27 protein-coding genes and 1 pseudogene are annotated in these 26,065 nt (G+C 62.5%); 21 read left to right on the top strand and 7 right to left on the bottom strand.

Annotated features, from left to right (window positions below):
* The first annotated feature begins 169 nt into the window (after positions 1–169).
* Positions 170–547: a fe2+ zn2+ uptake regulation protein gene (locus EI969_RS00525; protein WP_160385461.1), complete on the top strand. Its 378-nt coding sequence runs from the start codon at positions 170–172 to the stop codon at positions 545–547.
* Here EI969_RS00525 and EI969_RS00520 read toward each other — a convergent pair whose 3' ends face one another.
* Positions 548–736 (bottom strand): hypothetical protein, encoded by a 189-nt coding sequence (locus EI969_RS00520; RefSeq protein WP_160385460.1) that lies wholly within the window; start codon positions 734–736, stop codon positions 548–550. It lies immediately after the preceding gene.
* 156 nt (positions 737–892) lie between these two features.
* Between EI969_RS00520 and EI969_RS30185 the strand changes: the two genes are divergently transcribed.
* Complete coding sequence (locus tag EI969_RS30185) at positions 893–1,030, top strand: hypothetical protein (RefSeq protein ID WP_178120491.1); 138 nt, start codon at positions 893–895, stop codon at positions 1,028–1,030.
* 7 nt (positions 1,031–1,037) lie between these two features.
* Here the strand turns inward: EI969_RS30185 and EI969_RS00515 are convergent, their stop codons facing one another.
* A complete protein-coding gene (locus EI969_RS00515; RefSeq protein ID WP_160385459.1) occupies positions 1,038–1,964 on the bottom strand; it encodes a LysR family transcriptional regulator in 927 nt (308 codons plus the stop codon).
* A 117-nt stretch (positions 1,965–2,081) separates the two neighbouring features.
* Between EI969_RS00515 and EI969_RS00510 the strand changes: the two genes are divergently transcribed.
* Positions 2,082–3,077 carry an aldo/keto reductase gene (locus EI969_RS00510; protein ID WP_160385458.1) on the top strand — a complete coding sequence of 332 codons (996 nt, stop codon included), beginning with the start codon at positions 2,082–2,084 and terminating at the stop codon, positions 3,075–3,077.
* Positions 3,078–3,124: 47 nt separating this feature from the next.
* Here the strand turns inward: EI969_RS00510 and EI969_RS30180 are convergent.
* Positions 3,125–3,334, bottom strand: a pseudogene (locus tag EI969_RS30180) (hypothetical protein); the annotation flags it as partial.
* A 289-nt stretch (positions 3,335–3,623) separates the two neighbouring features.
* On the opposite strand from EI969_RS30180, the gene EI969_RS00505 reads away from it, so the two are divergent.
* From EI969_RS00505 to EI969_RS00470, 8 genes are all read left to right on the top strand, one after another.
* Entirely contained in the window at positions 3,624–4,070 is a 447-nt protein-coding gene (locus EI969_RS00505) for a DUF411 domain-containing protein (protein ID WP_160385457.1), read from the top strand.
* Entirely contained in the window at positions 4,070–4,504 is a 435-nt protein-coding gene (locus EI969_RS00500) for a YqaA family protein (RefSeq protein ID WP_160385456.1), read from the top strand. Before EI969_RS00505 ends, EI969_RS00500 begins: the two co-directional genes overlap by 1 nt.
* 85 nt (positions 4,505–4,589) lie before the next feature.
* On the top strand, positions 4,590–5,615 hold the full coding sequence (locus EI969_RS00495; protein ID WP_160385455.1) for an alpha/beta fold hydrolase: 1,026 nt from the start codon (positions 4,590–4,592) through the stop codon (positions 5,613–5,615).
* Positions 5,616–5,628: 13 nt separating this feature from the next.
* Positions 5,629–6,582 (top strand): D-2-hydroxyacid dehydrogenase family protein, encoded by a 954-nt coding sequence (locus EI969_RS00490; RefSeq protein ID WP_160385454.1) that lies wholly within the window; start codon positions 5,629–5,631, stop codon positions 6,580–6,582.
* 111 nt (positions 6,583–6,693) lie between these two features.
* Positions 6,694–7,236, top strand: a complete 543-nt coding sequence (locus tag EI969_RS00485) for a tetratricopeptide repeat protein (protein WP_160385453.1) — start codon at positions 6,694–6,696, stop codon at positions 7,234–7,236.
* Positions 7,237–7,302: 66 nt separating this feature from the next.
* The gene (locus EI969_RS00480; RefSeq protein ID WP_256678156.1) at positions 7,303–7,785 is read left to right on the top strand and encodes an RNA polymerase sigma factor; all 483 of its coding nucleotides are present in this window, start codon (positions 7,303–7,305) and stop codon (positions 7,783–7,785) included.
* A complete protein-coding gene (locus EI969_RS00475; RefSeq protein WP_160385452.1) occupies positions 7,785–8,546 on the top strand; it encodes an anti-sigma factor in 762 nt (253 codons plus the stop codon). Before EI969_RS00480 ends, EI969_RS00475 begins: the two co-directional genes overlap by 1 nt.
* Before the next feature lie 50 nt (positions 8,547–8,596).
* Positions 8,597–8,947, top strand: a complete 351-nt coding sequence (locus EI969_RS00470) for a hypothetical protein (RefSeq protein ID WP_160385451.1) — start codon at positions 8,597–8,599, stop codon at positions 8,945–8,947.
* Positions 8,948–8,979: 32 nt separating this feature from the next.
* Here the strand turns inward: EI969_RS00470 and EI969_RS00465 are convergent, their stop codons facing one another.
* Both EI969_RS00465 and EI969_RS00460 read right to left on the bottom strand, forming a co-directional pair.
* Positions 8,980–10,281, bottom strand: a complete 1,302-nt coding sequence (locus EI969_RS00465; RefSeq protein ID WP_160385450.1) for an ATP-binding protein — start codon at positions 10,279–10,281, stop codon at positions 8,980–8,982.
* A gap of 4 nt (positions 10,282–10,285) precedes the next feature.
* Positions 10,286–10,987 carry a response regulator transcription factor gene (locus EI969_RS00460; RefSeq protein WP_160385449.1) on the bottom strand — a complete coding sequence of 234 codons (702 nt, stop codon included), beginning with the start codon at positions 10,985–10,987 and terminating at the stop codon, positions 10,286–10,288.
* A 293-nt stretch (positions 10,988–11,280) separates the two neighbouring features.
* Between EI969_RS00460 and EI969_RS00455 the strand changes: the two genes are divergently transcribed.
* From EI969_RS00455 to EI969_RS00410, 10 genes are all read left to right on the top strand, one after another.
* On the top strand, positions 11,281–12,438 hold the full coding sequence (locus tag EI969_RS00455; RefSeq protein ID WP_160385448.1) for an efflux RND transporter periplasmic adaptor subunit: 1,158 nt from the start codon (positions 11,281–11,283) through the stop codon (positions 12,436–12,438).
* A gap of 14 nt (positions 12,439–12,452) precedes the next feature.
* Complete coding sequence (locus EI969_RS00450) at positions 12,453–15,551, top strand: efflux RND transporter permease subunit (protein WP_160385447.1); 3,099 nt, start codon at positions 12,453–12,455, stop codon at positions 15,549–15,551.
* A 181-nt stretch (positions 15,552–15,732) separates the two neighbouring features.
* A complete protein-coding gene (locus EI969_RS00445) occupies positions 15,733–16,374 on the top strand; it encodes a DUF1345 domain-containing protein (RefSeq protein ID WP_160385446.1) in 642 nt (213 codons plus the stop codon).
* 77 nt (positions 16,375–16,451) lie between these two features.
* Positions 16,452–17,291, top strand: coding sequence for an AraC family transcriptional regulator (locus tag EI969_RS00440; protein WP_160385445.1), 840 nt, complete (start codon positions 16,452–16,454; stop codon positions 17,289–17,291).
* 53 nt (positions 17,292–17,344) lie between these two features.
* Entirely contained in the window at positions 17,345–17,953 is a 609-nt protein-coding gene (locus EI969_RS00435; RefSeq protein WP_160385444.1) for a LysE family translocator, read from the top strand.
* A 140-nt stretch (positions 17,954–18,093) separates the two neighbouring features.
* Positions 18,094–19,119 (top strand): LacI family DNA-binding transcriptional regulator, encoded by a 1,026-nt coding sequence (locus tag EI969_RS00430; protein ID WP_160385443.1) that lies wholly within the window; start codon positions 18,094–18,096, stop codon positions 19,117–19,119.
* Positions 19,120–19,302: 183 nt separating this feature from the next.
* Positions 19,303–20,085, top strand: coding sequence for a sugar phosphate isomerase/epimerase (locus EI969_RS00425; protein ID WP_160385442.1), 783 nt, complete (start codon positions 19,303–19,305; stop codon positions 20,083–20,085).
* Entirely contained in the window at positions 20,078–21,064 is a 987-nt protein-coding gene (locus EI969_RS00420) for a sugar kinase (protein ID WP_160385441.1), read from the top strand. Before EI969_RS00425 ends, EI969_RS00420 begins: the two co-directional genes overlap by 8 nt.
* A gap of 99 nt (positions 21,065–21,163) precedes the next feature.
* Positions 21,164–22,462 carry an MFS transporter gene (locus EI969_RS00415; protein ID WP_160385440.1) on the top strand — a complete coding sequence of 433 codons (1,299 nt, stop codon included), beginning with the start codon at positions 21,164–21,166 and terminating at the stop codon, positions 22,460–22,462.
* 21 nt (positions 22,463–22,483) lie between these two features.
* Entirely contained in the window at positions 22,484–23,461 is a 978-nt protein-coding gene (locus EI969_RS00410) for a D-glycerate dehydrogenase (protein WP_160385439.1), read from the top strand.
* 4 nt (positions 23,462–23,465) lie between these two features.
* Here the strand turns inward: EI969_RS00410 and EI969_RS00405 are convergent, their stop codons facing one another.
* Together EI969_RS00405 and EI969_RS00400 are read right to left on the bottom strand one after the other, a co-directional pair.
* Positions 23,466–24,653 (bottom strand): pyridoxal phosphate-dependent aminotransferase, encoded by a 1,188-nt coding sequence (locus EI969_RS00405; RefSeq protein ID WP_160385438.1) that lies wholly within the window; start codon positions 24,651–24,653, stop codon positions 23,466–23,468.
* A gap of 91 nt (positions 24,654–24,744) precedes the next feature.
* On the bottom strand, positions 24,745–25,887 hold the full coding sequence (locus EI969_RS00400; protein WP_160385437.1) for a glycerate kinase: 1,143 nt from the start codon (positions 25,885–25,887) through the stop codon (positions 24,745–24,747).
* Between the last annotated feature and the right edge of the window lie 178 nt (positions 25,888–26,065).

Here is a 26,065-nt window from a genome sequence, read left to right as displayed (position 1 = left end):
GAACCACAATTTAGCGTTTAGCGCACGTTGAAGTGCGAACTGACAGGCTCATCACATGACGGCGACAAAATTTCTACATTCGAGCCTTCATGATTTGGTCTGCTCATACGTCTAGTCTTGTAAGAGCGCCCAACTTTTTCCTGATCAGGCTCTGAAAAGGAGTTTTGCAATGTACAACTCGCAACTGCCAACGGACGGTAGCAACGCGCCAAAGGGTACTTCCATGGGAGTCGGCGTATTCGAGCCGCGTAGCGATCGCCACGGCAACGAGCGGATCAGAATCCTGCTCAAGAGCTATGGCCTGCGCACCAGTCTGATTCGCCTGAAAGTCATCGATGCCTTGCTGACGGCCGCCGAAAGCGACCGCAGCCTCGGGGTGCGCGGCGTGCACAGCCAATTGCTGGACCTGGATATTCCCCTGTCCTTTCTCAGCGTGCGTGAAGTGCTCAAGCGCTTGTGCAGCGAAGGCGTGATTGTCCTCAACCCGGACAAAAGCTACAGCCTGCATCCCCAGGCTGCAGCGATACTGCGTGACCTGAGCAACTGATCAGGGCTTGACCTTGCGGCGCATCACGCCATTGACGACGACCACGATCACCGCCACGCCAATGGCGATGTACTGGAACAGTTTTTCGCTGATGACGCCCGTGTTCTGCAACCAGGAAAGGCCAAACATGATCCCCAGTACGATCAGGGAGATCAGAATCGAGTATTTCAAACGTTGCGACTGAGTCATTGCGGGTTCCTGAATCTGAAAATGTGTCCGGTTTGTATCGACATGCATGCCAAGCGCTTACCCTGTTTCGGGGATAAGGGGCTACAAGCGGGGTCTCATGTTACAGCCGATGAAGAGTTTTAGCTTCATTGCGGCGATAACCATGAGGAGTTTCAAATGTTGCGTCGAATCACACTGCTGATTCCCCTGCTGGCCATTCTGACCCTGAGCGGTTGCATTGTTTTCCCGCACGGGGGTTGGCATCACGATCACTACTACGACCATGGCGGACCGGGTTACAACCCACACCGTTAACGGCTGTTCAACGTCCTCGATCCTTGCGGTAAAAGTCATTGCCAGGCTGGGCACACAGCTCCACCAGCCAATCGACAAACACACGCACCCGCCGGGATAACTGGCGGTGCGGCGGATAAAGCGCCGTCATCGGCATGCCCGGTGGCGGCACTTGGGGCAGCACTTCATACAAACGCCCCTCCTCCAGTTGCCGCGCCACGTGATAGTACGGCGTCTGCACCAGTCCATACCCGGCCTCGCACGCCGCCAGATAACCATCGGCACTGTTGACCGCCACCTGCTTGGGCAAATCGAGCGCCTGCACCTGGCCATCCACGACAAACTCCAGCCCGAAACGCTTGCCGCTGATGCCGGAGAAGTACTCGACCATCCGGTGCCCGCGCAAGTCATCCAGGGTACTCGGCGTGCCGTGGCGTTGCAGATAACCGGGGCTGGCACAGGTCACCTGATCCATCATCACCAGTGGCCGTGCCACCAGTGAATCGTCCAGCGGCGAGCCGCCGCGCAACACACAGTCGACGCCTTCGCGAATCAGGTCCACCGGACGGTCATTCAAGCCGATTTCCAGTTCGATCAACGGATAGCGTGCGGTAAATTGTGGCAGTGCCGGAATCACCACCAGTCGCCCCACGCCCGCCGGCATGTCCACGCGCAACAGCCCTTTGGGATTGTGGCGTGCGGCACTGAAGACCGCTTCGGTCTCTTCCAGGTCCGCCAGCAAACGCACGCAACGGGGGTAATAAGCCGCGCCGTCGAGCGTCAGGCTGATCTGCCGCGTGGTGCGTTGCAGCAGTTGCACCCCCAGATGCGCCTCCAATTGCTTGATCAGGGTCGTGACCGAGGCCCGGGGCAATTGCAGGCTGTCGGCGGCCCTGGCAAAGCCGCCGAGCTCGACGACTCGGGTAAAGACGCGCATGGCGTTGAAACGGTCCATTGCTGGTTCCACCGATGGATTGTTTAGATTTTACGAATAGTGATAGCGGTTTTAGCCGGTTTATCTTGTTTCTGTCGAGGCGAACAATGGCCATTCACTTCACAGGGAGCTGATTTCATGCACACACGTCAACTGGGAAAAAACGGTCCGCTGGTGTCGGCCATCGGCCTGGGCTGCATGGGCATGACCGACTTCTACACCACCGGCACCGATACCCGCGAAGCCACGGCCACCCTGCATCGCGCGCTGGAACTGGGGGTCAATTTTCTCGATACCGCCGACATGTACGGCCCGCACACCAATGAAGAACTGATCGGCAAGGCCATTGCCGGCAAGCGCGACCAGGTGTTCCTGGCCAGCAAGTTCGGCATCGTCCGCGACCCGGAAAATCCTGGCGCCAGGGGCGTGAACGGACGACCGGAATACATTCGCCAGTCCATCGACGGCAGCTTGAAACGCCTCGGCGTGGACACCCTCGACCTGTACTACCAGCACCGCATCGACCCGCAGGTGGCCATCGAAGAAACCGTTGGCGCCATGGCCGAACTGGTCAGTGCCGGCAAGGTGCGTTACCTGGGACTGAGCGAGGCCTCGGTGGCGACCCTGGAACGCGCGCACAAGGTTCACCCGATCAGCGCGCTGCAAAGTGAGTATTCGTTGTGGAGCCGTGATCAGGAAGAAAACGGTTGCCTGGCGGCCTGCCAGCGTCTGGGCGTCGCCTTTGTACCTTACAGCCCGTTGGGCCGGGGCTTTCTGACCGGTGCGTTGAAAAGTCCGGATGACTTCGCGGCAGACGACTATCGCCGTTTCAGCCCGCGTTTCCAGGGCGAAAACTTCGCGAAAAACCTGCTGCTGGTGCAGCACGTCCAGGCGCTCGCGGCAGAGAAAGGCGTGACCGCCGGGCAACTGGCGCTGGCGTGGGTACTGGCTCAGGGTGATTACCTGATTCCGATTCCGGGCACCAAGCAACGCCAATACCTGGAGGAAAACGTGGCCGCTCTGCAGGTGAAGCTGAACGCTGAGGAACTGCAGGCGCTGGAGACGATCTTTGCGCCACATGCCACCGCTGGCCTGCGTTATCCGGAAGAAGTCATGAAACTGCTCGACCGCTGAGGGTCGCCGGCCCGCCGGACGAACCGGGCGGGCCGGGCAACACCGCGTCAGGCCTTGGCCGAGAGACTGCTGCCTGGCCTCGCCATGGGGCCGTTGCTCTTGCCGTAGGTTTCCAGGTTTTACAGGACGTAGATCGCTTTCTTGAACTCGGGAATCAAGTAATTGGCGTACTTGTTTCCCTTAAGATTGTTGCTCTGGATATTGTCCAGTTGCGACGCGAAGTATTCCAGCGCATTGAACTTCGCGTCAGGGTCCTTGATGCCAAGATACATACTGTAAGCTTACTGTTTATTGGGGGCTTGGCGCCTCAAAGAATTGCCTTTCTGACTTTTCGCACATAGCGACTAGTTGGCTTGTACCAACACCGCTACTTACTCTCGGCGTTTCAACCTGACGATTTTGTAATGTGTCTCTCATCTGCCTGACAGCATTCATCCCGCATCATCGAAAGGCGAATCTTTGTAGTACTTGGAAACACTCCTTGAATGCCTGACCGGATAAAATGGTCAGAATGCATTTTTTTGCCCGTTAGCCGAGACGAACCCCATGCGAAACCCTCTGCGCCTGATCGCCCTGAGCGCCCTGCTGCTGTCCTCCCTGGCCCAGGCCGCCGACCTGATCCCGATTGAAGTCCACCGCGACGCCAATTGTGGTTGCTGCAAAAAATGGATCACCCACCTTGAGGCCAACGGCTTCAAGGTCGAGGACCACGTCGAAGCCAACATGAGCGAGTTCAAGCAACAACACGGCGTGCCGCCGCGCCTGGCGTCGTGCCACACCGCGTTGATCAACGGCAAGTTCGTTGAAGGCCATGTCCCGGCCGACCAGGTCCTGGCCCTGAGCAAGCGCGACGATCTGCTGGGCGTCGCCGCCCCCGGCATGCCCATGGGCTCGCCCGGCATGGAAATGGACGGCATGAGCGATGCCTATCAGGTCATCGGCCTGAAAAAGGACGGCACCGACGTGGTGGTTGCGGACTACCCCGCCCATTGATGTCCGGCGCGTACTTCGGACTGTTTTTCGCGGCATTCGGTGCCGCCACGCTGTTGCCGCTGCAATCCGAAGCCGTGCTGGTCGGCCTGCTGCTCAGCGACCGCTACTGGCTGTGGGCATTGCTGGCAGTGGCAACCCTGGGCAACGTTCTGGGCTCGCTGCTTAACTGGTGGCTGGGGCGCGGGATCGAACGGTTCCGCGACCGGCGCTGGTTTCCGGTGAGCCCCCGGCACCTGGAAAAAGCCCGGTTGCATTACCAGCGCTACGGCCATTGGTCCTTGCTGCTCAGTTGGCTGCCGGTGATCGGCGATCCCCTGACGCTGGTCGCCGGGGTCATGCGCGAGCCGCTGGGGCGCTTCCTACTGATCGTCACCCTGGCCAAAGGTGCCCGCTACGGCGTGCTGGCCATGGCGACTTTGGGCTGGATGGGTTGAACCATCCAGGGCGATGATTGCCTGTGTTTAATGCCGCCCTAATCGAACCGACCCAGCATGGGCGGATTTTCCATGGAGCCGTCCCATGTCGCGTCCCTTTTCCCGCTGGTTACCCGCTCTGCTGCTGAGCGCTGTACTGCCTGCCATCGCCCTCGCCGAAGGACCGCAATACGGCCCCGAACTCCAGGGCTTCGATTATCCGTACACGCTCAAGCACTTCGCCTTTGAATCCCAGGGCCAATCCCTGCAAATGGGTTACATGGACGTCGCTGCCCACGGCAAGGCCAATGGCCGCAGCGTGGTGCTGATGCACGGCAAGAATTTCTGCGGCGCCACCTGGGACACCTCGATCAAAGCCCTGAGCGATGCCGGCTACCGGGTCATCGCCCCGGACCAGATCGGCTTCTGCACCTCCAGCAAACCGGCGCACTATCAGTACAGCTTCCAGCAACTGGCGACGAACACCCAGCAATTGCTCAAGGCGCTGGGCATCCAGAAAGCCACCCTGCTGGGGCATTCCACCGGCGGCATGCTCGCCACGCGCTATGCCTTGCAATTCCCCGAACAGGTCGAGCAACTGGCACTGGTCAACCCCATCGGCCTGGAAGACTGGAAAGCCCTCGGCGTGCCCTATCGCACGGTCGATCAATGGTACGAGCGCGAACTCAAGCTCAGCGCCGAGGGTATCCGCAACTATGAACGCAGCACCTATTACGGCGGTCGCTGGAAACCGGAATTCGATCGCTGGGTCGACATGCTCGCCGGCTTGAACAAGGGCCCGGGACATACGCAAGTCGCCTGGAACTCGGCGCTGATCTACGACATGATCTTCACCCAGCCGGTGTACTACGAATTCAAGGACCTGAAAGTGCCGACCCTGCTGTTGATCGGTACGTCCGATACCACCGCCATCGGCAGTGACATCGCCCCTCCCGGGGTCAAGGCGAAGATCGGGCACTACGACGTCCTCGGCAAACAAGTGGCCAAGCTGATTCCCCAGTCCACGCTGGTCGAATTCCCCGGCTTGGGCCACGCGCCGCAGATGGAAGAACCGGCACGATTCCACCAGGCGCTGCTCGCCTGGCTGAACAAGACCAACCCCGTGCGTTGAAGAGGAAAAGCTGATGCCTGTGCAGATTGCAGTGCTTGATGATTGGCAGGACGTGGCGCGGGATGTGGTGGACTGGTCGGCGCTGGACAGCGTCGGCCAGGTGAGTTTTCTCCATGACTACCCCGCCGACAACGCGACACTGGCCGAGCGCCTGGCCGGTTTTGAAGTGATCTGCGTGATGCGCGAGCGCACCCGTTTCGATGAAGACCTGTTGCGTCGCCTGCCCAGGCTCAAGCTACTGGTGACCGGCGGCATGCGCAACGCTGCCCTCGACCTGAAAGCCGCCGCCGCACTGGGCATTCAGGTCAGCGGCAGCGACAGCTACAAACACGCCGCGCCGGAACTGACCTGGGCGCTGATCATGGCCGCCACCCGCAATCTGGTATCCGAAGCCAATGCCTTGCGTGCCGGCCAGTGGCAACAAGGCCTGGGTGGCGACCTGCACGGCAAGACGCTGGCTATCCTCGGCCTTGGCAGCATCGGCCAGCGCGTCGCGCAGTTCGGTCAGGTGTTCGGCATGCGTGTCATCGCCTGGAGTGAAAACCTCACCGCCGAGCGTGCGGCGCAAGCCGGCGTGACCCATGTCAGCAAGCAGGAACTGTTCGAGCAGGCCGACGTGTTGTCGGTGCACCTGGTGCTCAGTGAACGCAGTCGCGGCATGGTGGATACCCAGGCACTGGGCTGGATGAAACCCACGGCCCTGCTGGTCAACACCGCTCGCGGGCCGATTGTCGATGAAGCGGCGTTGATCAAGGCGCTGCAGAAACAACGGCTGGCCGGTGCCGCCCTGGACGTCTTCGAGCATGAGCCGCTGCCCGCCCACCATCCGTTCCGGACCCTGGACAACGTGCTGGCCACGCCCCATGTCGGGTACGTGAGCCAACAGAACTACCAACTGTTTTTCTCGCAAATGATCGAGGACATCCAGGCCTGGTCGGCAGGGGCTCCGATTCGTTTGCTGGGTTGAGACTCCAACGAATAATTGTTCATGCTGAGGTGTTCTCATCACATCAACCTTGCGCTGCATCCGACGGGGCGCGACCTGATCTGAAACGCATCAACCTGTGGAGCAATGCCCATGAATATTCGTTTTGCAGCTCTGATGACCCCGCTTTTGCTGACCGTTGCGTTGTCCGGCTCCCTGGCCCTGGCCAACGGCGGTGGCGGCGACGACGAGGCGCCCGCCAAGCCCAATTGCCCCAAAGGCCAGGTGCTCGATACCCGATCGCAGCGCTGCGTCAAGCAGACCAGCAACCTGGTGCCCGACGAAGACCGCACGAACTACGCCTATCGACTGGCCAAGGACGGGCGTTATGAAGAAGCCCTGGCCCTGCTCGACACGCTGAAACAGCCAAATACCGCAAAAGCGCTGAACTATCGCGGCTACGCCACGCGTAAACTGGGGCGTACCGACGAAGGCATCGGTTATTACCTGCAATCGGTGAAGCTCGACCCGCAGTACGCGCAAGTCCGCGAGTACCTTGGCGAGGCCTATGTGATCAAAGGCCGGCTGGACCTTGCACAGGAGCAACTGCAGCAGATCAAGGCCATCTGCGGCAACACCCGGTGCGAGGAGTACCAGGACCTGGCCGAAGCCATCGACGGTTCATCGAAAACCTGACAACCCGAGCGGACGGAGGTCGCCATCGCCAGCGATCAGGCAATACGAACGGAACTGAACCAGCATCTGGCGCGTTTATGGCGCTACGGCCTGCTGTTGTCCCGACAACGGCATATCGCCGATGACCTAGTGCAGGCGACCTGTGTGCGGGCGCTGGAGCGGGCCGCACAGTATGTGCCGGGGACGCGCATGGACCGCTGGCTGCTGAGCATTCTGCATTCGATCTGGCTCAACGAAGTCCGCGCCCAGCGGGTGCGTCAGGGTCAGGGCCAGGTGGATGCCGATCAGGCCTTGTCGTTCGATGGGGAGTCCGTGGCGCAGACCCACGTATTGGCGGCACAGGTCATCCGCCGTGTCGATGCATTGCCCGAGGCCCAGCGCGAAACGGTGTTTCTCGCCTACGTCGAAGGCTTGTCCTACCGCGAAGTCGCCGACGTGCTGCAAGTGCCCATCGGCACGGTCATGAGCCGCCTGGCCGCGGCGCGGGCGAAACTGGCCGAGTATCCACCGTTGCACACGGTGCCCACCCCCAACCGAGGAGAACATTGATGAACGCGATACCCTCGGACGAACAACTGGTGGCTTACCTCGACAACCAACTCGACGCCGAGCAGCGTTCGCGCATCGACGCGGCCCTCATCGCCGACCCGATGCTCAGCCTGCGCCTGCAATGGCTGGATCGCAGCAGCCTGCCGTTCAAGGAGGCCTACGATGAACTGGCCCGGCAGGCGCCGGTGGACCGCCTGCAAGGCATGCTCGCCACGCTGCCCTCCCCCGTGCGCCCGGGGCTCAGCCGGCGCTGGTTTCTTGCCGCCGCAGCCGGGCTGGTGGCCGGCGGCGTGCTGGCGGACCGCCTGTTTCTCGGCTGGCAAGCGAGTCAACAGACCCACAACTGGCGTGGCCTGGTGGCCGACTACATGGCGCTCTACGTGCCGGAAACCCTCGATCATCTGCCCGCTGACGAGACCACCCAGCGGGCCCAGCTGCGGACCATCGATACACGCCTGGGCCTCGAGCTCGCGCCGGCCAAACTGAGCCTGCCGCGTGCCGAGTTCAAGCGTGCGCAAATTCTCGAGTACGACGGTGCACCCATCGCCCAGATCACCTACCTCGATCCGGCGCACGGCCCCATGGCGCTGTGTGTCACCCGCTCCAATAACGGCATCCGGCATTTGGCCCGGGAGCAGCGGCGCGAGCTGAACATCGTGTACTGGGCTGACACGGAACACGCCTGGATGCTCATCGGGCATCAGCCGATGACGGACCTGGAGGAGATGGCCAAGCTGTTGCGCAGCCGCTTGAGCACTTGAGGCACCGACAATGGCTTGCGGGGTCGTAAAAAGACCGCGCCAGACTTCAGGTGGCCTTGCCGTCGACGCCCGACTTCTCAAGGTCGTGTGCCTTCAACAGCTCTCCGCCAGCCCCCTTCGTCAGGGTAAATTTCACCGCATCGCCAACCAGAAAACAGGCGCTCCCCCCTGCGGTGATGTTGGGTCCGATCCTGATCGCCAACCTGCTGCGGCCGCCATCGGGCAAGACCATCGCGAACTTTGTCGACACGCTCTCGACCCTGACGTCCCTGATTGCACTGATTGTGCCTTGCCCGCAGGCTCTTGTTATTGGCGCGCTCATTCTTCTCCTCCCGCCCTGCCACCTTCTCGTGATGTCGCAGATCAATGAAACGCGCAAGCGCAGCGCCTTGCTACTGTAAAATCTGACAGAAGCGGCTGCCGTTTGTCGTATTCAACGCGGCGTCGGCAACCACAAGCGAAACCGCGCCCCACCCAGTGGCGAGGCTTCTACCGTCAGGGTGCCGCCCTGGGCCTCCAGTGCGCGGCGGCTGATCGCCAGTCCCAGGCCGAAGCCGCCGGTGGCACGGTCGCGACTGCGGTCGAGGCGGTAGAAAGGTTCGAAAATCCGCTCACGCTCGTCGTCCGGAATACCGATGCCGTCATCGTCGACCCAGATCTCACAGCCGTCGGCGGATACCTGCACACCGATCTGAATGCGTTTCTCGCAATAGCGCATGGCGTTGCGCAGCAGGTTCTGCAAGGCGCGCGCGGTCAGGCGCGGGTCCAGGCTGAAGCGTTCGAGCTGGCCGTGCAGCAGCACGTCGATGACGATTTCCGGGGACTCCAGCTCTTCGTCGACGCTGCCAAGAATGCTGTCGATGAACTCATCCAGCGACACCTCGACCTGCTCCGGCAGTTGCGCCGGGTTTTGCAGGCGACTGTAGGACAGCAGCTCCAGCACCAGCTCATCGAGTTCGCGAATGTGCGCCACCAGGCTTTGCAGGCGTTCGCGACTGGCTGTCGGCAAGTCGTCGGAGAGCGCCAGCGCCAGGCCGAAATCCAGGCGCGTCAGCGGCGTGCGCAACTCGTGGGACACCGCATTGAGCAAGTCGCGCTGCTGGTTGAGCAGGTTCTCGATGTCGCCGGCCATGGTGTCGAACACACCGGCCAGGCTGCCGATGTTGGAACTCGGGGAGATTTGCGTGCGCTCGCCCAGGTGGCCCTTGCCGAAGCGTTCGGCAGCGCCCTTGAGGCGTTCCAGGTCGCGCCAGTGCGGGCGCAGCCACAGCAACAGGCAGGCGAGCATGGTCGCACCGATCAGTACGTTGATGCTCCAGTACAACAGGTTGACGTCCAGCGGGTCCGGCGGCACCACCATTTGCACCACGGTGTGCTCATTCAGCGGCGCGACCGCCAGCGTGCGCCAGCCCCAGTCGCCCACGCGCACGACGTTCTCGCCGCGGCGCAAGCGCTGCTGTTCATCAGGGGTCAGGCTGCTGTCGTCATTGCTGCTGAGCACGATGTGCAGAGGAGCGAAGTCCTTGTCCATTGCAGCGGCCAGGGCCGGCCACTGTTCGGCCGGGACCCCGTGGAACTGTTTGACGATCAGGGTTTGCAACCCTCGCGAATAATCGAGGTTGTAGGTGACAAAGCGCTCGTGGAACACCTTGACCACCAGGTCCGGCACCAGGTAGATCGCGGCGCTGAACGAGACGATGGTCACCAGGTACAGGCGAAAGAGGATCCTGAACATCGGCTCAGCATTCCCACTCGGAACGGCTGAACAGATAGCCCTTGCCCCACACGGTCTTGATCTTGCGCGCCTCGCCGGCGTGGTCGTCGAACTTGCGCCGCAGCTTGGAGATCGCCACGTCCACCGAACGGTCGGTGCCGTTGAATTCGATGCCGCGCAGGCGTTGCAGGATCTGGTCGCGGCTCAACACCTCACCGGCATGCCGGGCCAGCACCACCAGCAGGTTGTACTCGCCGCTGGACAGGTCGACCAACTGCTCGCGCCAGGTCACGGTGCGCTCCGATAGATCGATGCACAGGTTGCCCATCAGAATGCGGTCATTGGCGGTCTGCGGCTCGCCGAGGCTGCTGCGTCGCAACAGGGTCCGCACCCGTGCCAACAGCACCCGTGGCTCGCAGGGTTTGGTGACGTAGTCGTCGGCGCCCATTTCCAGGCCCAGCACCTGGTCGTGGCTGTCGTCGCGGGCGGTAAGCATGAGGATCGGCAAGGTCGCCGAGTCGGCGCGCAGCAGGCGACAGACTTGCAAGCCGTCGAGGCCGGGCAGCATCAGGTCGAGAATGACCAGGTCCGGCGGACTGACTCGCGCACGTTCGCGCACATGATCGCCACGACCGATCACGCTGACGGAATAACCGTTGCGCTCCAGGTAGCTGGCAATCAGTTCGGCGAGGGCGGTGTCGTCTTCGACCAGGAGGATGTTGGGCATGGGGTGTTTCCAGAAAGTGCTTTGGCGTCTGTTCCGGCCTCTTCGCGGGCAAGCCCGCTCCCACAGGGATTTGCGGTGAACACAAATGTTATGAACACCACCGACCACTGTGGGAGCGGGCTTGCCCGCGAAAGCGATCTGTCAGGCGCAATAGAAATCAAGGACTGAAGGATATACGCCCTCACCCGTCTCTGAGTAAAACCCTTACACAATTTCACACAGCACCAACAAAGCTTCACCGCTACCCTCGCCTGCGCCCGGTAGCATGCCGGGAGTCTTTAATGGGGTATTACATGTCGAAGAATCTGCTTGCCAGGCTCAGTCTGATTGCTCTGGCGTTGACACTGGCCGCGTGTGACAAGGCCTCGAACGCCGAGGAACAGGCGCCGCTGGCCACGGTTCGCATCGAGACCATCGAAGCGCAGCCACTGACCATCAGCAGCGAACTGAGCGGGCGGATTGCCGCACCGCGCATGGCCGAAGTGCGTGCCCGCGTGGCCGGCGTGGTCTTGCAGCGGACCTTCCGCGAAGGCAGTGACGTCAAACAAGGGGATGTGTTGTTCCGCATCGATCCGGCGCCGTTCAAGGCCGACCTGGACAGCGCCGAAGCAGCGTTGCGCAAGGCCGAGGCCAACGCGTTCCAGGCCCGGTTGCAGGAGCAACGCTACGCCCAGTTGATCGACGACAAGGCCATCAGCGGCCAGGACTACGACAACGCCCGGGCCAACGCACGGCAGACTGCCGCCGACGTCGCCGCCAATAAAGCCGCCGTGGAGCGGGCAAAGCTGAACCTCGGCTACGCCACCGTCACCGCGCCGATCTCCGGGCGCATCGGCCGGGCGCTGGTCACCGAAGGCGCATTGGTGGGGCAGAACGAAACCACGCCGCTGGCACTGATCCAGCAACTGAACCCGATTCACGCCGACCTGACCCAGTCCACCCGCGAACTCAACGAGCTGCGCCGGGCCTTCCGTTCCGGCCAGTTGCAGCAGGTCGGCCAGGACCAGGCCAAGGCCACGCTGATTCAGGATGACGGCAGCCTCTACCCGCTGCCGGGCAAAATGCTGTTCAGCGACATCACCGTCGACCCCGGCACCGGCCAGATCATCCTGCGCAGCGAATTCCCCAATCCCGACCTCGACCTGCTGCCCGGCAGTTTCGTGCGCGTGCGCCTGGAACAGGCGGTCAACCAGCAGGGCATCAGCGTGCCGCAACGGGCCATCCAGCGCGACAGCGCCGGTATCGCCCAGGTGCTGCTGCTCGACTCCGAGCAGCGTGTCGGCCAGCAGCCGGTCGAACTCGGCGCCGTGCAGAATGATCGCTGGATCGTCACCGGTGGCCTGAAAGCAGGCGACCGCATTGTCATCGAGGGCCTGCAGCACGCCCGCCCCGGCGAGAAAGTGCAGATCGACGACACCCCTCTTCCACTCGCCCAGATGACTGGTCAGTAAGCAGGACGCTTTTTATGCCGCAGTTCTTTATCGACCGCCCGGTGTTCGCCTGGGTGGTCGCCCTGTTCATCCTGCTGGCCGGTGCCCTGGCCATTCCGCAACTGCCGGTGGCCCAATACCCCGATGTGGCGCCGCCGCAAATCGAAATCTACGCCGTGTACCCGGGCGCTTCGGCGCAAACCGTGGACGAAAGCGTGGTCAGCCTGATCGAGGAAGAGCTCAACGGCGCCGATCACCTGTTGTATTTCGAATCCCAGAGCAGCCTCGGCAGCGCGACCATCAAGGCTACCTTCCAGCCGGGGACCAACCCGGAACTGGCGCAGGTGGACGTGCAGAACCGCCTCAAGGCCGTGGAGTCGCGCCTGCCACAGGCGGTGATCCAGCAAGGTTTGCAGGTGGAGAAAGTCTCCTCCGGTTTCCTGCTGTTGATCACCCTGACGTCCAGTGACGGCAAGCTCGACGACGTGGCGCTCAGCGATTACCTGGCGCGCAACGTGATGAACGAGATCAAGCGTCTGGACGGCGTCGGCAAGGCGCAGCTGTACGGCGCCGAGCGGGCGATGCGGATCTGGATCGACCCGCAGAAACTGCTCGCCTTCAACCTGACGCCAGCGGACGTCAATGCCGCGATCGTCGCGCAGAACGCCCAGGTGTCGGCGGGCAGCATCGGCGATCTGCCGACCCGCACTACCCAGGAAATCACCGCGACCATTCTGGTCAAGGGGCAGTTGTCGACGCCTGAAGAGTTTGCCGACATCGTCCTCAAGGCCAACCCGGACGGCTCGACCGTGCGCATCAGCGATGTGGCGCGGGTCGAGATCGGCAGCCAGGAATACCAGTTTTCCACGCGCCTGAACGGCAAGCCGTCCACCGCCGTCGCCGTGCAGCTGTCGCCCGGCGCCAACGCCCTGAACACCGCGACCCTGGTGCGGGCGAAGATGGACGAACTCAAGCGTTATTTCCCGGCGAACGTCGAGTACTCGATCCCCTACGACACCTCGCCCTTCGTCAAGGTCTCGATCACCAAGGTGGTCTACACCCTGCTCGAGGCGATGTTGCTGGTGTTCGCGGTGATGTTCCTGTTCCTGCAGAACATCCGCTACACGCTGATCCCGACGCTGGTGGTGCCGGTGGCGTTGATGGGCACCTTTGCGACGATGCTGGCGCTGGGGTTTTCGATCAACGTACTGACCATGTTCGGCATGGTGCTGGCCATCGGCATCCTGGTGGACGACGCCATCGTGGTGGTGGAGAACGTCGAGCGCATCATGGCCACCGAGGGTTTGTCGCCCAAGGAAGCCACACGCAAGGCCATGCAACAGATTACCGGGGCCATCATCGGCATCACCCTGGTACTGGTCGCGGTGTTCATTCCGATGGCGTTCATGCAGGGCTCGGTCGGGGTGATCTACCAGCAGTTCTCGCTGTCGATGGCCACCTCGATCCTGTTCTCGGCCTTCCTCGCCCTGACCTTGACCCCGGCCCTGTGCGCGACGTTGCTCAAGCCGATCGCCAAAGGCGAGCACCACGAAAAGACCGGGTTCTTCGGCTGGTTCAACCGCGGCTTCGAGCGACTGACCGAGCGCTATCAGGGTTGGGTGGCCTATGCGCTGAAACGCACCGGGCGCTACCTGCTGATCTACGGCGTATTGCTGATCGGTCTGGGCCTGGCCTTCAGTCGCCTGCCCTCTTCGTTTTTGCCGGTGGAAGACCAGGGCTACACCATCACCGACATCCAGTTGCCACCGGGTGCCAGCAAGAACCGCACGGTGCAGGTGGCCGAGCAGGTCGAAGCGCACAACGCCGGCGAGCCGGGCATTCGCGACAGCGTGGTGATCCTCGGTTTCAGTTTCTCCGGCAGCGGACAGAATGCGGCGCTGGCGTTCAGCACGCTCAAGGACTGGTCGGAGCGCGGTAGCGACGATTCGGCCGCGTCGATTGCCGACCGGGCGAACGTTGCCCTCAACCAGATCAAGGACGCGGTGACCTTTGCCGTGTTGCCGCCACCCGTGGACGGCCTGGGTACGTCCAGCGGCTTCGAGTTCCGTCTGCAGGACCGTGGTGGTCTCGGCCATGAGAAGTTGATGGAAGCCCGCACCGGGTTACTCGCCGCGGCGGAAAAAAGCCCGGTCCTGATGAACGTGCGCGAAAGCGCCCTGGCCGAGGCGCCACAGGTGCAACTGGTGGTCGACCGCAAGCAGGCCAACGCGCTGGGGGTGTCCTTTGCCGACGTCGGCAACGTGCTGTCCACCGCCGTGGGCTCGGCCTACATCAACGACTTCCCCAATCAGGGTCGGATGCAACGCGTCGTGGTCCAGGCCGAGGGTGATCAGCGCAGCCAGGTGGAAGACCTGCTGAAGATCCACGTGCGCAACACCCACGGAAAAATGGTGCCGTTGTCGGCCTTCGTGCAGGCCAAGTGGACCCAGGGCCCGGCGCAGTTGACCCGCTACAACGGCTACCCGGCGATCAGCATTTCCGGCGAACCGACACCGGGCCACAGCACCGGCGAGGCCATGGCCGAAATCGAGCGGTTGGTGGCGCAAGGCCCGGCAGGCCTGGGCCAGGAATGGACCGGGTTGTCCCTGCAGGAACGTTTATCCGGCAGCCAGGCACCGATCCTGCTGGGGCTGTCGCTGTTAATCGTGTTCCTGTGCCTGGCGGCGTTGTACGAGAGCTGGTCGATCCCGACCTCGGTGCTGCTGGTGGTGCCGCTGGGCGTGCTCGGCGCGGTGCTGGCCGTGACCTTGCGCGGCATGCCCAACGACGTGTTCTTCAAGGTCGGGCTGATCACCATCATCGGCCTGTCGGCGAAGAACGCGATCCTGATCATCGAGTTCGCCAAGAGCCTGTACGACGAAGGCCACGACCTGGTCGACGCCACCCTGCAAGCGGCACGCCTGCGGTTGCGGCCGATTGTCATGACCTCCCTGGCATTCATCCTTGGCGTGGTGCCGCTGGCGATCGCCACCGGCGCCAGTTCGGCAAGCCAGCAGGCCATCGGCACCGGGGTGATCGGCGGGATGATCACGGCGACGCTGGCCGTGGTGTTCGTGCCGGTGTTTTTTGTGGTGGTGATGAAGCTGGTGCGCAAGCGCCACAAAACCACCTGACCCAACACCAATCCCTGTGGGAGCGAGCCTGCTCGCGATGACGGTGTGTCAGTCAATGACTAAGTTGACTGTCAGTCCGCAATCGCGAGCAGGCTCGCTCCCACAAGGGGATCTCGGTGACTTCAAGATTGTGGTTACCTGGGCTAAGGTGTTGGCATAGCCCAAAGCCCATCGAGCCTCCATGATCTTCCTCGCCCGCACCCACCCTCGCCTGTCCGCCGCCATCCTGTTGGGCATCGCGGTGGGCTTTCTGGCGCCTGCCGATTCGCCGGTCAGCAAGATCCTCATCGGCTGGAATACCGGTGTCTGGATCTACCTGATCCTGATGTCCTGGCTCGTTGTGCGTTCGAAAGCGACCGACGTGAAACGCATTGCCGAGATCGAAGACGAAAACGCCGGGCTGGTGCTGTTGGTGGTATGCATTGCGGCACTGGCCAGCCTGGCGACCATCACCTTCGAACTGGCGGGCAGCAAAGACCTGGAAACCACCCGCAAGCTCCTGCATTACGGCTTCACCGCGCTGACGGTGATCGGTTCGTGGCTGCTGATCGGGGTGATTTTCAGCGTGCACTACGCGCGCCTGTTTTACACCTGGGAAGGCAAAGAGCCGGCGCTGCGTTTTGCTGAAGGCCTGACGACGCCCAATTACTGGGACTTCCTGTACTTCTCGTTCACCGTCGGCGTGGCGGTGCAGACCTCGGATGTCGGCGTGGCCACCCGTGACTTGCGCAAGATCGTGCTGGCGCAGTCGTTGATCGGTTTTCTGTTCAACACAGCCATTCTCGGGTTCTCGATCAACATCGCCGCCGGGCTGTTCAACTGAAAGCTGCACAAACGTTCTAGTCAGCGAGCTCGGCGCGGGCGTTAAATGGGTCGGTCTATTCGCCGTGCAGGTGCAGCATGACTTCTCACAACTGGATCGACCTGGCCCAGGATGCCGACACCGGCATCGAGACCCTGCGCGCGCATTTCGAAGGTCACGCCTATGACCCGCACTGGCATGACAGTTATCTGGTGGGCGTCACCGAGCAAGGCGTGCAGCAATTCAATTGCCGGAGGGCCCGGCACCAGAGCACCCCGGGCAAGGTGTTTTTGCTCGAGCCCGGTGATATCCATGACGGCGAAGCGCCGACCGCCGACGGTTTTACCTACCGCATGCTGTACCTCGACCCGCAGTGGTTGCAGCGCGAACTCGGCGCCGTGTTCGAGCATGCCCCCGACAACAGCCAACTGAGCTTCGCCGCCACCCTGGCCAGCGACGCGCGCCTGGCCCGGGCCACCAGCCTGGCGTTTGAAACCCTGCATGGCGGTGAGCTGAAGATCGTCCGCCAGACCGCCCTCGACGGTTTGCTCGAACGCCTGACCAGCCATTTGCACTGGCGCGCCCGCGATGGCCAGGACCCGCGTCTGCCGCAAGTGGCGCACAAGGCCCGGGAATACCTGCATGCCAACGCCCAATACGACATCGGCCTCGATCAACTGGCCGCCGTCACCGGCGTCGACCGCTTTCGCCTGACCCGCGCGTTCAAGGCAGCCTTCGGCATGGCGCCCCACGCGTATCTGGTGCAACTGCGCCTGGCCACCGCCCGGCGCCTGCTGGCGCGTGGCGAACAACCGGCGGCGGTGGCGATGCAACTGGGTTTTGCCGACCAGAGCCATCTGGGCCGCTGGTTCATGCGCGCCTACGGCCTGACGCCGGCGCTGTACCGCAAACGCTGCTCAAATCTTCCAGACAGATAAGCCTGCGGATTGTGAAGATCGGCTTCACTGATCTTCACTGGAGTTACCCCGCGATGCTGCCCTCGTTCCCGACCTTGCTGCCTTTTTTGCTGTTCGCCTTTGTGGCCTCGATCACCCCCGGCCCGACCAACATTCTGGTGCTGAGCAACAGTGCCCGACACGGCCTTGGCGCCGCCATGCCGATCATCTTCGGCGCCTGTGCCAGCGCCGCGACCCTTGTACTGCTGGTGGGTACCGGCGTGGGTTCGTCACTGACGGCATGGCCTGCATTGCAAAGCATCATGCAATGGGCCGGCGTAGCCTGGCTGAGCTATCTGGCCTGGCAGATCTACAGCGCTCCGGCGACGGCCATTGCCGCCAGCCATGGCCAGGCGCGTCTCGGATGGCGCGGAGCGGCCAGCCTGCAACTGATCAACCCGAAAACCTGGATGATGGCGCTGGCGGTGGTCAGCGTGTTCGCCGGGACTGGCGATCATCGCGCCGTGCACGTGATGTATTTGTCGCTGGTGTTTTTCCTGGTTTCCCTGCCATGCCTCGCGGTCTGGGCGATGCTCGGTGCCGGCTCAAGCCGCTGGTTGCGCTCACCCGCTGCCATGCAACGCTTCAATCGCTGCATGGGCTTGTTGTTGCTGGGTTCGGCGTGGTTGAGCGTGCTGGCCTGAGCGCCACCTGTCGGTGATTGTTCGACAAAAAACCATTCGGGGCTTGACGGCGAAAAGGCTTTTGGTGTCTTCTGAAACCGGTTTCAGTGCTGTCTCACGCAGCACTCGACCTTATAAATCCAATAAGAAGGTTTCAGACCGTGAACGATTTCTCCGCCGCCCAGCGCAGCCGCGTGACCATGCTCGACGTGGCCGAACACGCCAAGGTCTCCAAGGCCAGCGTTTCGCGGTTCATTGGCGATGATCGCGCCCTGCTCTCCGATGCCATCGCCCAGCGCATCGAACAGGCAATCGCCGAACTCGGCTACCGCCCGAACCAGATGGCCCGCGGCCTGAAACGCGGGCGCACCCGCCTGATCGGCATGCTGGTGGCCGACATCCGCAATCCTTATTCAATTGCCGTGATGCACGGGGTGGAAACCGCCTGCCGTCAGCACGGCTACAGCCTGGTGGTGTGCAACACCGACCGCGACGACGAACAGGAACGCCAGCACCTGGCGCTGTTGCGCTCGTACAACATCGAAGGCCTGATCGTGAACACCCTCGGTCATCACCGTGATGAGTTGCACGAACTGCACCGGGAAATGCCCCTGGTGCTGGTGGATCGCAAGGTCGAGCACCTCGAAAGCGATATGGTCGGGTTGAACAACCCGCAGGCCGTCGAGATGGCCCTCGCCCATCTTGAAGAACGCGGTTATCGCGATGTGTTGCTGGTGACTGAACCGTTTGACGGCACCAGCTCGCGGATCGAGCGGGTCAACAGCTTCAAGGCGCAAATCGAACAGCGCCCGGCGCTTCGTGGCACATCGATCGAAACCGGCAGCGAACTGACCGCCCGACTGAAAACTTTCCTCGAAACGCCCGGGCCCGGTCCGAAAGCGCTGTTCTGCGCCAACGGGATCGCGGCGTTGGCCAGCACCCATGCGTTGCGTGAACTCAACATCAACCTGTTCGACGACCTGGGCTTGATCGCCCTCGATGACCTGGACTGGTACCCGCTGGTGGGCAGCGGCATCACCGCCCTCGCGCAGCCAACCACCGAGATCGGCGCCAGTGCGTTTGAGTGTCTGCTCAAGCGGCTGCGCGGGGATGACGGGGCGATGCGGACGCTGGATTTTTCGGCGCGGTTGATTGTTCGTGGGTCGACCCTTGGAGTTTCTCGGTGAATGTTCCGGCCTCATCGCGAGCAAGCTCGCTCCCACAGGGGATTGGTGCCATACACAAGGTGAGTGTTCAACACCGACCATTGTGGGAGCGGGCTTGCCCGCGATGGGGCCCGAAAGAACAACACACCACTTCCTGATATTTTTTTGAACAAAAATGAAACCGGTTTCAGAGGTATAAAAACAATGAACAAACCCGCCGTTTCCATCAGCCTTTCCAGCTACGGCGCCGACCTTGTGCGCCAGCGCGGCCAGGGCAGTTTCATCAGCATTCTCGCCGCCGCCGGCGCCACGCGCATTGAGTGGCGCGAAGAACTGCTGACCATCGAGGACCCCGCTCAACTGGCCGATGCCACTCAGGCAGAAGGCCTGCAAAGCGTGTATTCGTCGCCCATGGAGCTCTGGCTGGCCGGGCAATCCAGGCCCAATCCCGAACTGATCACGGCCCTGCAACGCGCCCAGGCGTTCGGCGCCAAATGGCTGAAGGTGTCGCTGGGTTATTTCACCGACAACTGCGATCTGCAAAGCCTCGCCCGAATGCTGGGCGACAGCGCCGTGCAGTTGCTGGTGGAAAACGACCAGACCCTGCACGGTGGCCGCATTGAACCCTTCCAGCGTTTTTTCGCTGAGGTCGAGCAGCACCAGTTGCCGATCAGGATGACCTTCGATATCGGCAACTGGCATTGGCAGGACCAGTCCGCCGCCAGCGCCGCGCGTTTGCTCGGGCGGCATGTCGGTTACGTGCATTGCAAAGCGGTCACGCGCCGCGCCGACGGCAAACTGGTGGCCATCCCTCCCGCCGTCAGTGACCTGCAACAGTGGGAACACCTGCTGCGGCACATGGCCCAAGGTGTCATGCGGGCGGCGGAATATCCGCTGCAGGGCGATGACCTGGTGCAACTGACCACCGAACACGTCGCCGCCCTCGCCCACCTCGGCCAAGCGCAGCTGGAGAGTGCTCATGTCTGAGATCGATATTCTGTCCTTCGGCGAGACCATGGCGATGTTCGTCGCCGAGCAGGCCGGTGACCTGGCCGGCGTCGGCGCCTTCCACAAACGCATTGCCGGGGCAGACAGCAACGTCGCCATCGGCCTTTCCCGACTGGGCTTCAACGTGGCATGGCTGAGCCGTGTCGGTGCCGATTCGCTGGGCCGGTTCGTGGTCGACACCCTGGAAAAAGAAGGCCTGGATTGCCGCCACGTCGACATCGACAGCGCCCACCCGACCGGTTTTCAACTCAAGTCCCGCACTGATGATGGCAGTGATCCCGCCGTCGAGTACTTCCGCCGTGGTTCGGCGGCCAGTCACCTGTCGCCGCACTCGATCGTGCCCGAACTGCTCAAGGCCCGACACCTGCACGCCACCGGCATTCCCCCGGCGTTGTCGGAGTCGGCGCGGCAGATGTCGTTCGAATTGATGAGCCGTATGCGCGATGCCGGGCGCAGCGTGTCCTTCGACCCGAACCTGCGTCCGAGCCTGTGGGCCAGCGAACGACAAATGATCACCGAGATCAACCGCCTCGCCGCCCTCGCCCATTGGGTGCTGCCGGGGTTGAGCGAAGGTCGCTTGTTGAGCGGGTTCGAAGACCCGGCAGACATCGCTGCCTTCTATCTTGACCAGGGCGCCGAAGCCGTGGCGATCAAGCTTGGCCCGCACGGGGCTTACTACTGCACACAGCTTGATCAAGGTTTCGTGCCTGGCGTACCGGTGCAAACGGTGGTCGATACGGTCGGCGCCGGCGATGGTTTTGCCGTCGGCATGATCAGCGCGCTGTTGGAAAACCAAAGCGTTGCCGAGGCCGTGAAACGCGCCAACTGGATCGGCAGCCGGGCGGTGCAGAGCCGGGGGGATATGGAGGGGTTGCCTACCCGATCTGAAATGGTTGGCGAATTTGCGGCCGCCATCGCGGGCAAGCCCGCTCCCACAGGGGATGTGTGTCGAACGTAGATCCAATGTAGGAGCGGGCTTGCCCGCGATGAGGCCTGCACTGTCACTAAAGATCTAAACACCTGCTGCGACAAAAACAACAAGCTCAGGAGCACCACCATGAAAACCGCAACGCTCGCCACCCGCCGCTGGTGGTACATCATGCCCATCGTGTTCATCACCTATAGCCTGGCGTATCTGGATCGCGCCAACTATGGGTTCGCCGCCGCGTCCGGCATGGCGGCAGACCTGATGATCACACCAGGCCTGTCGTCGATGCTCGGCGCGCTGTTCTTCCTCGGCTACTTTTTCTTCCAGGTACCCGGCGCCATCTACGCGCAGAAACACAGCGTGAAGAAGCTGATCTTCGTCAGCCTGATCCTCTGGGGCAGCCTGGCGACGTTGACCGGGATCGTCTCCAATGCCTACTGGCTGATCGTCATCCGCTTCATGCTCGGCGTGGTCGAGGCGGCAGTGATGCCGGCGATGCTGATCTACCTGTGCCACTGGTTCACCCGCGCCGAACGCTCGCGGGCCAACACCTTCCTGATCCTCGGCAACCCGGTGACCATGCTGTGGATGTCGGTGGTCTCGGGCTATCTGGTGCAGCACTACAGCTGGCGCTGGATGTTCATCATCGAAGGTTTGCCGGCGGTGTTGTGGGCATTCATCTGGTGGCGCCTGGCCGATGATCGTCCGTCCCAGGCCAAGTGGCTCAGCGACCAGGAGAAGCAGGATCTGGAAAGCGCACTGGCCGCCGAACAGGTCGGCATCAAGGCCGTGAAGAACTACGCCGAAGCGTTCCGCTCACCCAAGGTGATCATCCTCGCCCTGCAGTTTTTCTGCTGGAGCATCGGCGTGTACGGTTTCGTGTTGTGGCTGCCGTCGATCCTCAAGGCCGGCGCGCAGATGGACATGGTCCAGGCCGGCTGGCTGTCGGCGCTGCCGTACCTGGCGGCGGTGATCGGCATGCTGCTGGTGTCCTGGGGTTCGGACAAGCTGCAAAAACGTAAACGTTTCGTCTGGCCGCCACTGCTGATTGCCTCGATTGCTTTCTACGGCTCCTACGCACTGGGTGCCGAACATTTCTGGTGGTCCTACACCCTGCTGGTGATTGCCGGCGCCTGCATGTACGCGCCTTACGGACCGTTCTTCGCGATCATTCCAGAGATCCTCCCGGCCAACGTCGCGGGCGGCGCCATGGCGCTGATCAACAGCATGGGTGCCCTCGGCTCCTTTGGCGGTTCGTATCTGGTCGGTTACCTGAACAGCTCGACCGGCTCGCCGGGCGCTTCGTACCTGTTGATGAGCGGCGCGCTGATGTTCTCGGTGGTATTGACGATTTTCCTCAAGCCCGGCGCCAGCGACCGGGAACGGCCCACGGCCACGGTAACGCGCACCGCCACGGCACATTCCTGAATTGACGTTGAGATCTCGAAGATGAAAAAGCAGGTCGTCCTGTACAAAAAACTCTCGCCGCTGCTGATGGCTCGCGTGCACGAGCAGACCGAGGTGACGCTGATCGAAAACCTTGATGCCCAGGGCCTGGCCAAACTGCGCGATGCCCTGCCCCGCGCCCACGGTTTGCTGGGGGCCAGCCTGAAGCTGGATGCCGAACTGCTCGACCGGGCACCCGACCTTCAAGCCATTGCCAGTGTCTCGGTGGGCGTCGATAACTACGACATCGATTACCTGACCGAGCGGCGCATCCTGCTCAGCAACACCCCGGATGTTTTGACCGAAACCACCGCCGACACCGGTTTCGCGCTGATCCTGGCGACCGCCCGGCGCGTGGTGGAACTGGCGAACATGATTCGCGAAGGCAAGTGGACCCGCAACATCGGCCCCACGCATTTCGGCAGCGACGTGCACGGCAAAACCCTGGGCATCATCGGCATGGGCCGCATTGGCGAGGCCCTCGCCCAGCGCGGGCATTTCGGCTTTGGCATGCCGGTGATCTATCACAGCCAGTCACCGAAACCGGCGGTGGAACAGCGCTTCAATGCCCAATACCGAAGCCTGCCGGCGCTGTTGCAACAGGCCGATTTCGTTTGCCTGACACTGCCGCTGACCGCACAAACCGAAGGATTGATCGGCGCAGAACAGTTCGCCCTGATGCGCCCGGAGACCATCTTCATCAATATTTCACGGGGCAAAGTCGTCGACGAAGCCGCGCTGATCGAAGCCTTGCGTGAAGGCCGGATTCGCGCGGCGGGGCTGGATGTTTTCGAACGCGAACCGTTGAACCGGGACTCGCCGTTGTTGCAGTTGAACAACGTGGTGGCGACACCGCACATCGGCTCGGCCACCCATGAAACACGGGAGGCCATGGCCAGTTGCGCGGTGGACAATCTGTTGGCGGCGCTGGCGGGTGAACGCCCGGCTAATCTGGTCAACGCCCGGGCGTGGAAAGCTTGAGCGATCAGGCGCGGCGCGCGACCAGCAAATCCGCCGCGCACAAGGCGATGCGCCGACAGGCATCGGCCAGTTTGCGCTGATCCACGACCAGGCCGATGCGGATATGCCCCGCCGCACTCGGCCCGAACGCTTCACCGGCCAGCACCGACACGCCATAACCTTCCAGCAGCATCTCGGCGAAGCGCTGGGCCGACAAACCGGTCTGGCGCACATCGACCATCACGAACATCCCGCCATCCGGGCAAATCGGCCTGAGGCCCGGACACTGGCCCAGACTTGCACACACCAGGTCACGGCGCTGGCGATACTCCTCGCGCATCATCGCCACTTCCGGCAGCTCTTCATCCAGCGCCAGTTGCGCGGCGTTCTGGACGAAATCCGGAATGCCGAACAGCATGCTCAACGACAGGTTCACCAGATGCCCGGCCATGGCTTTGGGCCCGATCACCCAGCCCACCCGCCAACCGCTCATGGCGTGGGACTTGGACAGGCTGTTGATAGTCGCCGTGCGTTCAGCCATGCCAGGCAGGCTCGCCGGGCTGATGTGCTCGCCCTCGTACAGCAGATCGCTGTAGACCTCATCGCTGATCAGCCACAAATCATGACGAATGCACAGCGCCGCCAGTTCCTGCCAGATGGGCAACGACAGGCTGGCGCCCGATGGATTGTTCGGACTGTTGAGCAGGATGGCGCGGGTTTTCGCCGTGATCCGTGCCGCGACATCCGCCGGGTCGACGCGAAAACCGTTCTGCGGGCGCACCGGCACCGGCACCACTGTGGCCGCACACGCGCCAATCACGCCTTCATAGGTCACGTACATCGGCTCGGCGACAATCACTTCATCGCCCGGATCGAGCAGGCACTGCGCCACCGAATACACCGCACACTGCGCGCCCGGAAAGACGATCACATGTTCGTCATCCACCACCTGGCCACTGCGTTGCCGATGCCGACGGGCAATGCTGTCGCGCAGGCCTCGACTGCCGCGCACTTCGGGGTAGTGCGTATCACCGGCCAGCAGGCTGGCGATGGCGGCCTGGACGATGGGTTGCGGCGTATCGAAATCCGGATCGCCAATGGACAGCAGCAGGACATCGACACCCTGTTCGCGCAATTGCAGCGCTCGATCGTGAATCTGCCAGGCCGCCGCTCCGTCACCGGCGATTCGTTGGGTCAAGGCTGAGTAGCGCATGTCGTTCTCCTGTCGCGCGGGTGCTCCAGCCACAACCCTATCTCAAATCACGAAACGCGCCAGCATGGCTTTCAACTCCACAGAAAAACCCTCAGTCGCAACGAACAGCCATCCGCCAGACCCGTGCGATATCGGTCGCCCGTTCACGCAGCAAGCGCGGCGCTTCGGCGCAGGCTTGCTCCAGGGTCATCGGCCCGCTAGCCAGGGCAAACGCAGCGTCGATGCCATGCTCATAAAGCGCCTGATAACCTTCGCCCAGCGTGCCGGCGATGACGATGACCGGCACCGCGTGCTGCCTGGCGACACGCGCCACGCCAAACGGTGTCTTGCCGCGCAGGGTTTGCGCATCGAAACGCCCTTCCCCGGTGATCACCAGGTCGGCGCTTGCAACCGCCTCGGCCAGCCCCACCAGCTCGGCGACCACCTCGACCCCGGCCTTGAACTGCGCGCCCAGGAACGCTTTCGCGGCAAACCCCAGGCCGCCCGCCGCGCCACTGCCCGGTTCGTCGCGGACATCCTTGCCCAAGGCGGTCGCGCAATGGTCGGCAAAGTGCCCCAGTGCCCGGTCAAGCTGTTCGACCTGCACCGGCGAGGCGCCTTTTTGCGGGCCGAAAATCGCCGAGGCACCGTGAGGGCCGCACAATGGGTTGTTGACGTCAGCGGCGATGTCGAAGCGGACCTGCTGCAGACGCGGATCGATTTCGCTGAGGTCAATGCGCGCCAATTGCGCAAGGGCGAGACCGCCCGGTGACAGCGTCTGCCCCTGAGCGTCCAGCAGTTTCACACCCAGGGCCTGCATGGCACCGGCGCCGCCGTCATTGGTGGCACTGCCGCCAATCGCCAGGATCACCCGTTGAGCACCGGCGTCCAGCGCGGCGCGGATCAGTTGCCCGGTGCCGAAGGTGCTGCTGATGCATGCATCACGCTGAGCCAGAGGGACCAACTGCAACCCGCTGGCCTCGGCCATTTCGATGATTGCGGTGTGGCTGTCAGGCAACCAGCCCCAAGCGGCATTCACCGCAACCCCTAAAGGTCCGCGCACCTCATTGCGGCGCAGTTCGCCAGCGCACGCAGCCAGAATCGACTCGACAGTCCCTTCCCCGCCGTCGGCCATCGGGCATTTGATCAGTTGGGCATCCGGCCAGACCTGCGCCAATCCCAGGGCTATGGCATCGGCCACGCCTTGAGCGCTGAGGCTGTCCTTGAACGAGTCGGGGGCGATCACGATTTTCATGGGAATTCTCCAGTTCCAATGCCCACATGCTGCCAGCCGCCATGAACAATAACGCCGGTCCGCTGCACAAGCGGCGATGACGTTTCTTGTTCATTTCCACAAAGCCTGCTGATTCATACTGGTCTCTGTAGGAGCCGGCTTGCTGGCGATGGCGCCATTAAGATCGCCATCGCCAGCA

It is taken from the genome of Pseudomonas sp. PB101 (genome assembly GCF_009764265.1).
Classification (GTDB): Bacteria; Pseudomonadota; Gammaproteobacteria; order Pseudomonadales; family Pseudomonadaceae; genus Aquipseudomonas.
Note: the sequence above shows the minus strand (reverse complement) of the source record. Positions and strands in the feature narration are given on the sequence as shown.

Coding starts and splice junctions, on each gene's coding strand:
- EI969_RS00525 (WP_160385461.1), top strand. CDS start 170: ATGTACAACTCGCAACTGCCAACGGACGGTAGCAACGCGCCAAAGGGT.
- EI969_RS00520 (WP_160385460.1), bottom strand. CDS start 736: ATGACTCAGTCGCAACGTTTGAAATACTCGATTCTGATCTCCCTGATC.
- EI969_RS30185 (WP_178120491.1), top strand. CDS start 893: ATGTTGCGTCGAATCACACTGCTGATTCCCCTGCTGGCCATTCTGACC.
- EI969_RS00515 (WP_160385459.1), bottom strand. CDS start 1,964: ATGGACCGTTTCAACGCCATGCGCGTCTTTACCCGAGTCGTCGAGCTC.
- EI969_RS00510 (WP_160385458.1), top strand. CDS start 2,082: ATGCACACACGTCAACTGGGAAAAAACGGTCCGCTGGTGTCGGCCATC.
- EI969_RS00505 (WP_160385457.1), top strand. CDS start 3,624: ATGCGAAACCCTCTGCGCCTGATCGCCCTGAGCGCCCTGCTGCTGTCC.
- EI969_RS00500 (WP_160385456.1), top strand. CDS start 4,070: ATGTCCGGCGCGTACTTCGGACTGTTTTTCGCGGCATTCGGTGCCGCC.
- EI969_RS00495 (WP_160385455.1), top strand. CDS start 4,590: ATGTCGCGTCCCTTTTCCCGCTGGTTACCCGCTCTGCTGCTGAGCGCT.
- EI969_RS00490 (WP_160385454.1), top strand. CDS start 5,629: ATGCCTGTGCAGATTGCAGTGCTTGATGATTGGCAGGACGTGGCGCGG.
- EI969_RS00485 (WP_160385453.1), top strand. CDS start 6,694: ATGAATATTCGTTTTGCAGCTCTGATGACCCCGCTTTTGCTGACCGTT.
- EI969_RS00475 (WP_160385452.1), top strand. CDS start 7,785: ATGAACGCGATACCCTCGGACGAACAACTGGTGGCTTACCTCGACAAC.
- EI969_RS00465 (WP_160385450.1), bottom strand. CDS start 10,281: ATGTTCAGGATCCTCTTTCGCCTGTACCTGGTGACCATCGTCTCGTTC.
- EI969_RS00460 (WP_160385449.1), bottom strand. CDS start 10,987: ATGCCCAACATCCTCCTGGTCGAAGACGACACCGCCCTCGCCGAACTG.
- EI969_RS00455 (WP_160385448.1), top strand. CDS start 11,281: ATGTCGAAGAATCTGCTTGCCAGGCTCAGTCTGATTGCTCTGGCGTTG.
- EI969_RS00450 (WP_160385447.1), top strand. CDS start 12,453: ATGCCGCAGTTCTTTATCGACCGCCCGGTGTTCGCCTGGGTGGTCGCC.
- EI969_RS00445 (WP_160385446.1), top strand. CDS start 15,733: ATGATCTTCCTCGCCCGCACCCACCCTCGCCTGTCCGCCGCCATCCTG.
- EI969_RS00440 (WP_160385445.1), top strand. CDS start 16,452: ATGACTTCTCACAACTGGATCGACCTGGCCCAGGATGCCGACACCGGC.
- EI969_RS00435 (WP_160385444.1), top strand. CDS start 17,345: ATGCTGCCCTCGTTCCCGACCTTGCTGCCTTTTTTGCTGTTCGCCTTT.
- EI969_RS00425 (WP_160385442.1), top strand. CDS start 19,303: ATGAACAAACCCGCCGTTTCCATCAGCCTTTCCAGCTACGGCGCCGAC.
- EI969_RS00420 (WP_160385441.1), top strand. CDS start 20,078: ATGTCTGAGATCGATATTCTGTCCTTCGGCGAGACCATGGCGATGTTC.
- EI969_RS00415 (WP_160385440.1), top strand. CDS start 21,164: ATGAAAACCGCAACGCTCGCCACCCGCCGCTGGTGGTACATCATGCCC.
- EI969_RS00410 (WP_160385439.1), top strand. CDS start 22,484: ATGAAAAAGCAGGTCGTCCTGTACAAAAAACTCTCGCCGCTGCTGATG.
- EI969_RS00405 (WP_160385438.1), bottom strand. CDS start 24,653: ATGCGCTACTCAGCCTTGACCCAACGAATCGCCGGTGACGGAGCGGCG.
- EI969_RS00400 (WP_160385437.1), bottom strand. CDS start 25,887: ATGAAAATCGTGATCGCCCCCGACTCGTTCAAGGACAGCCTCAGCGCT.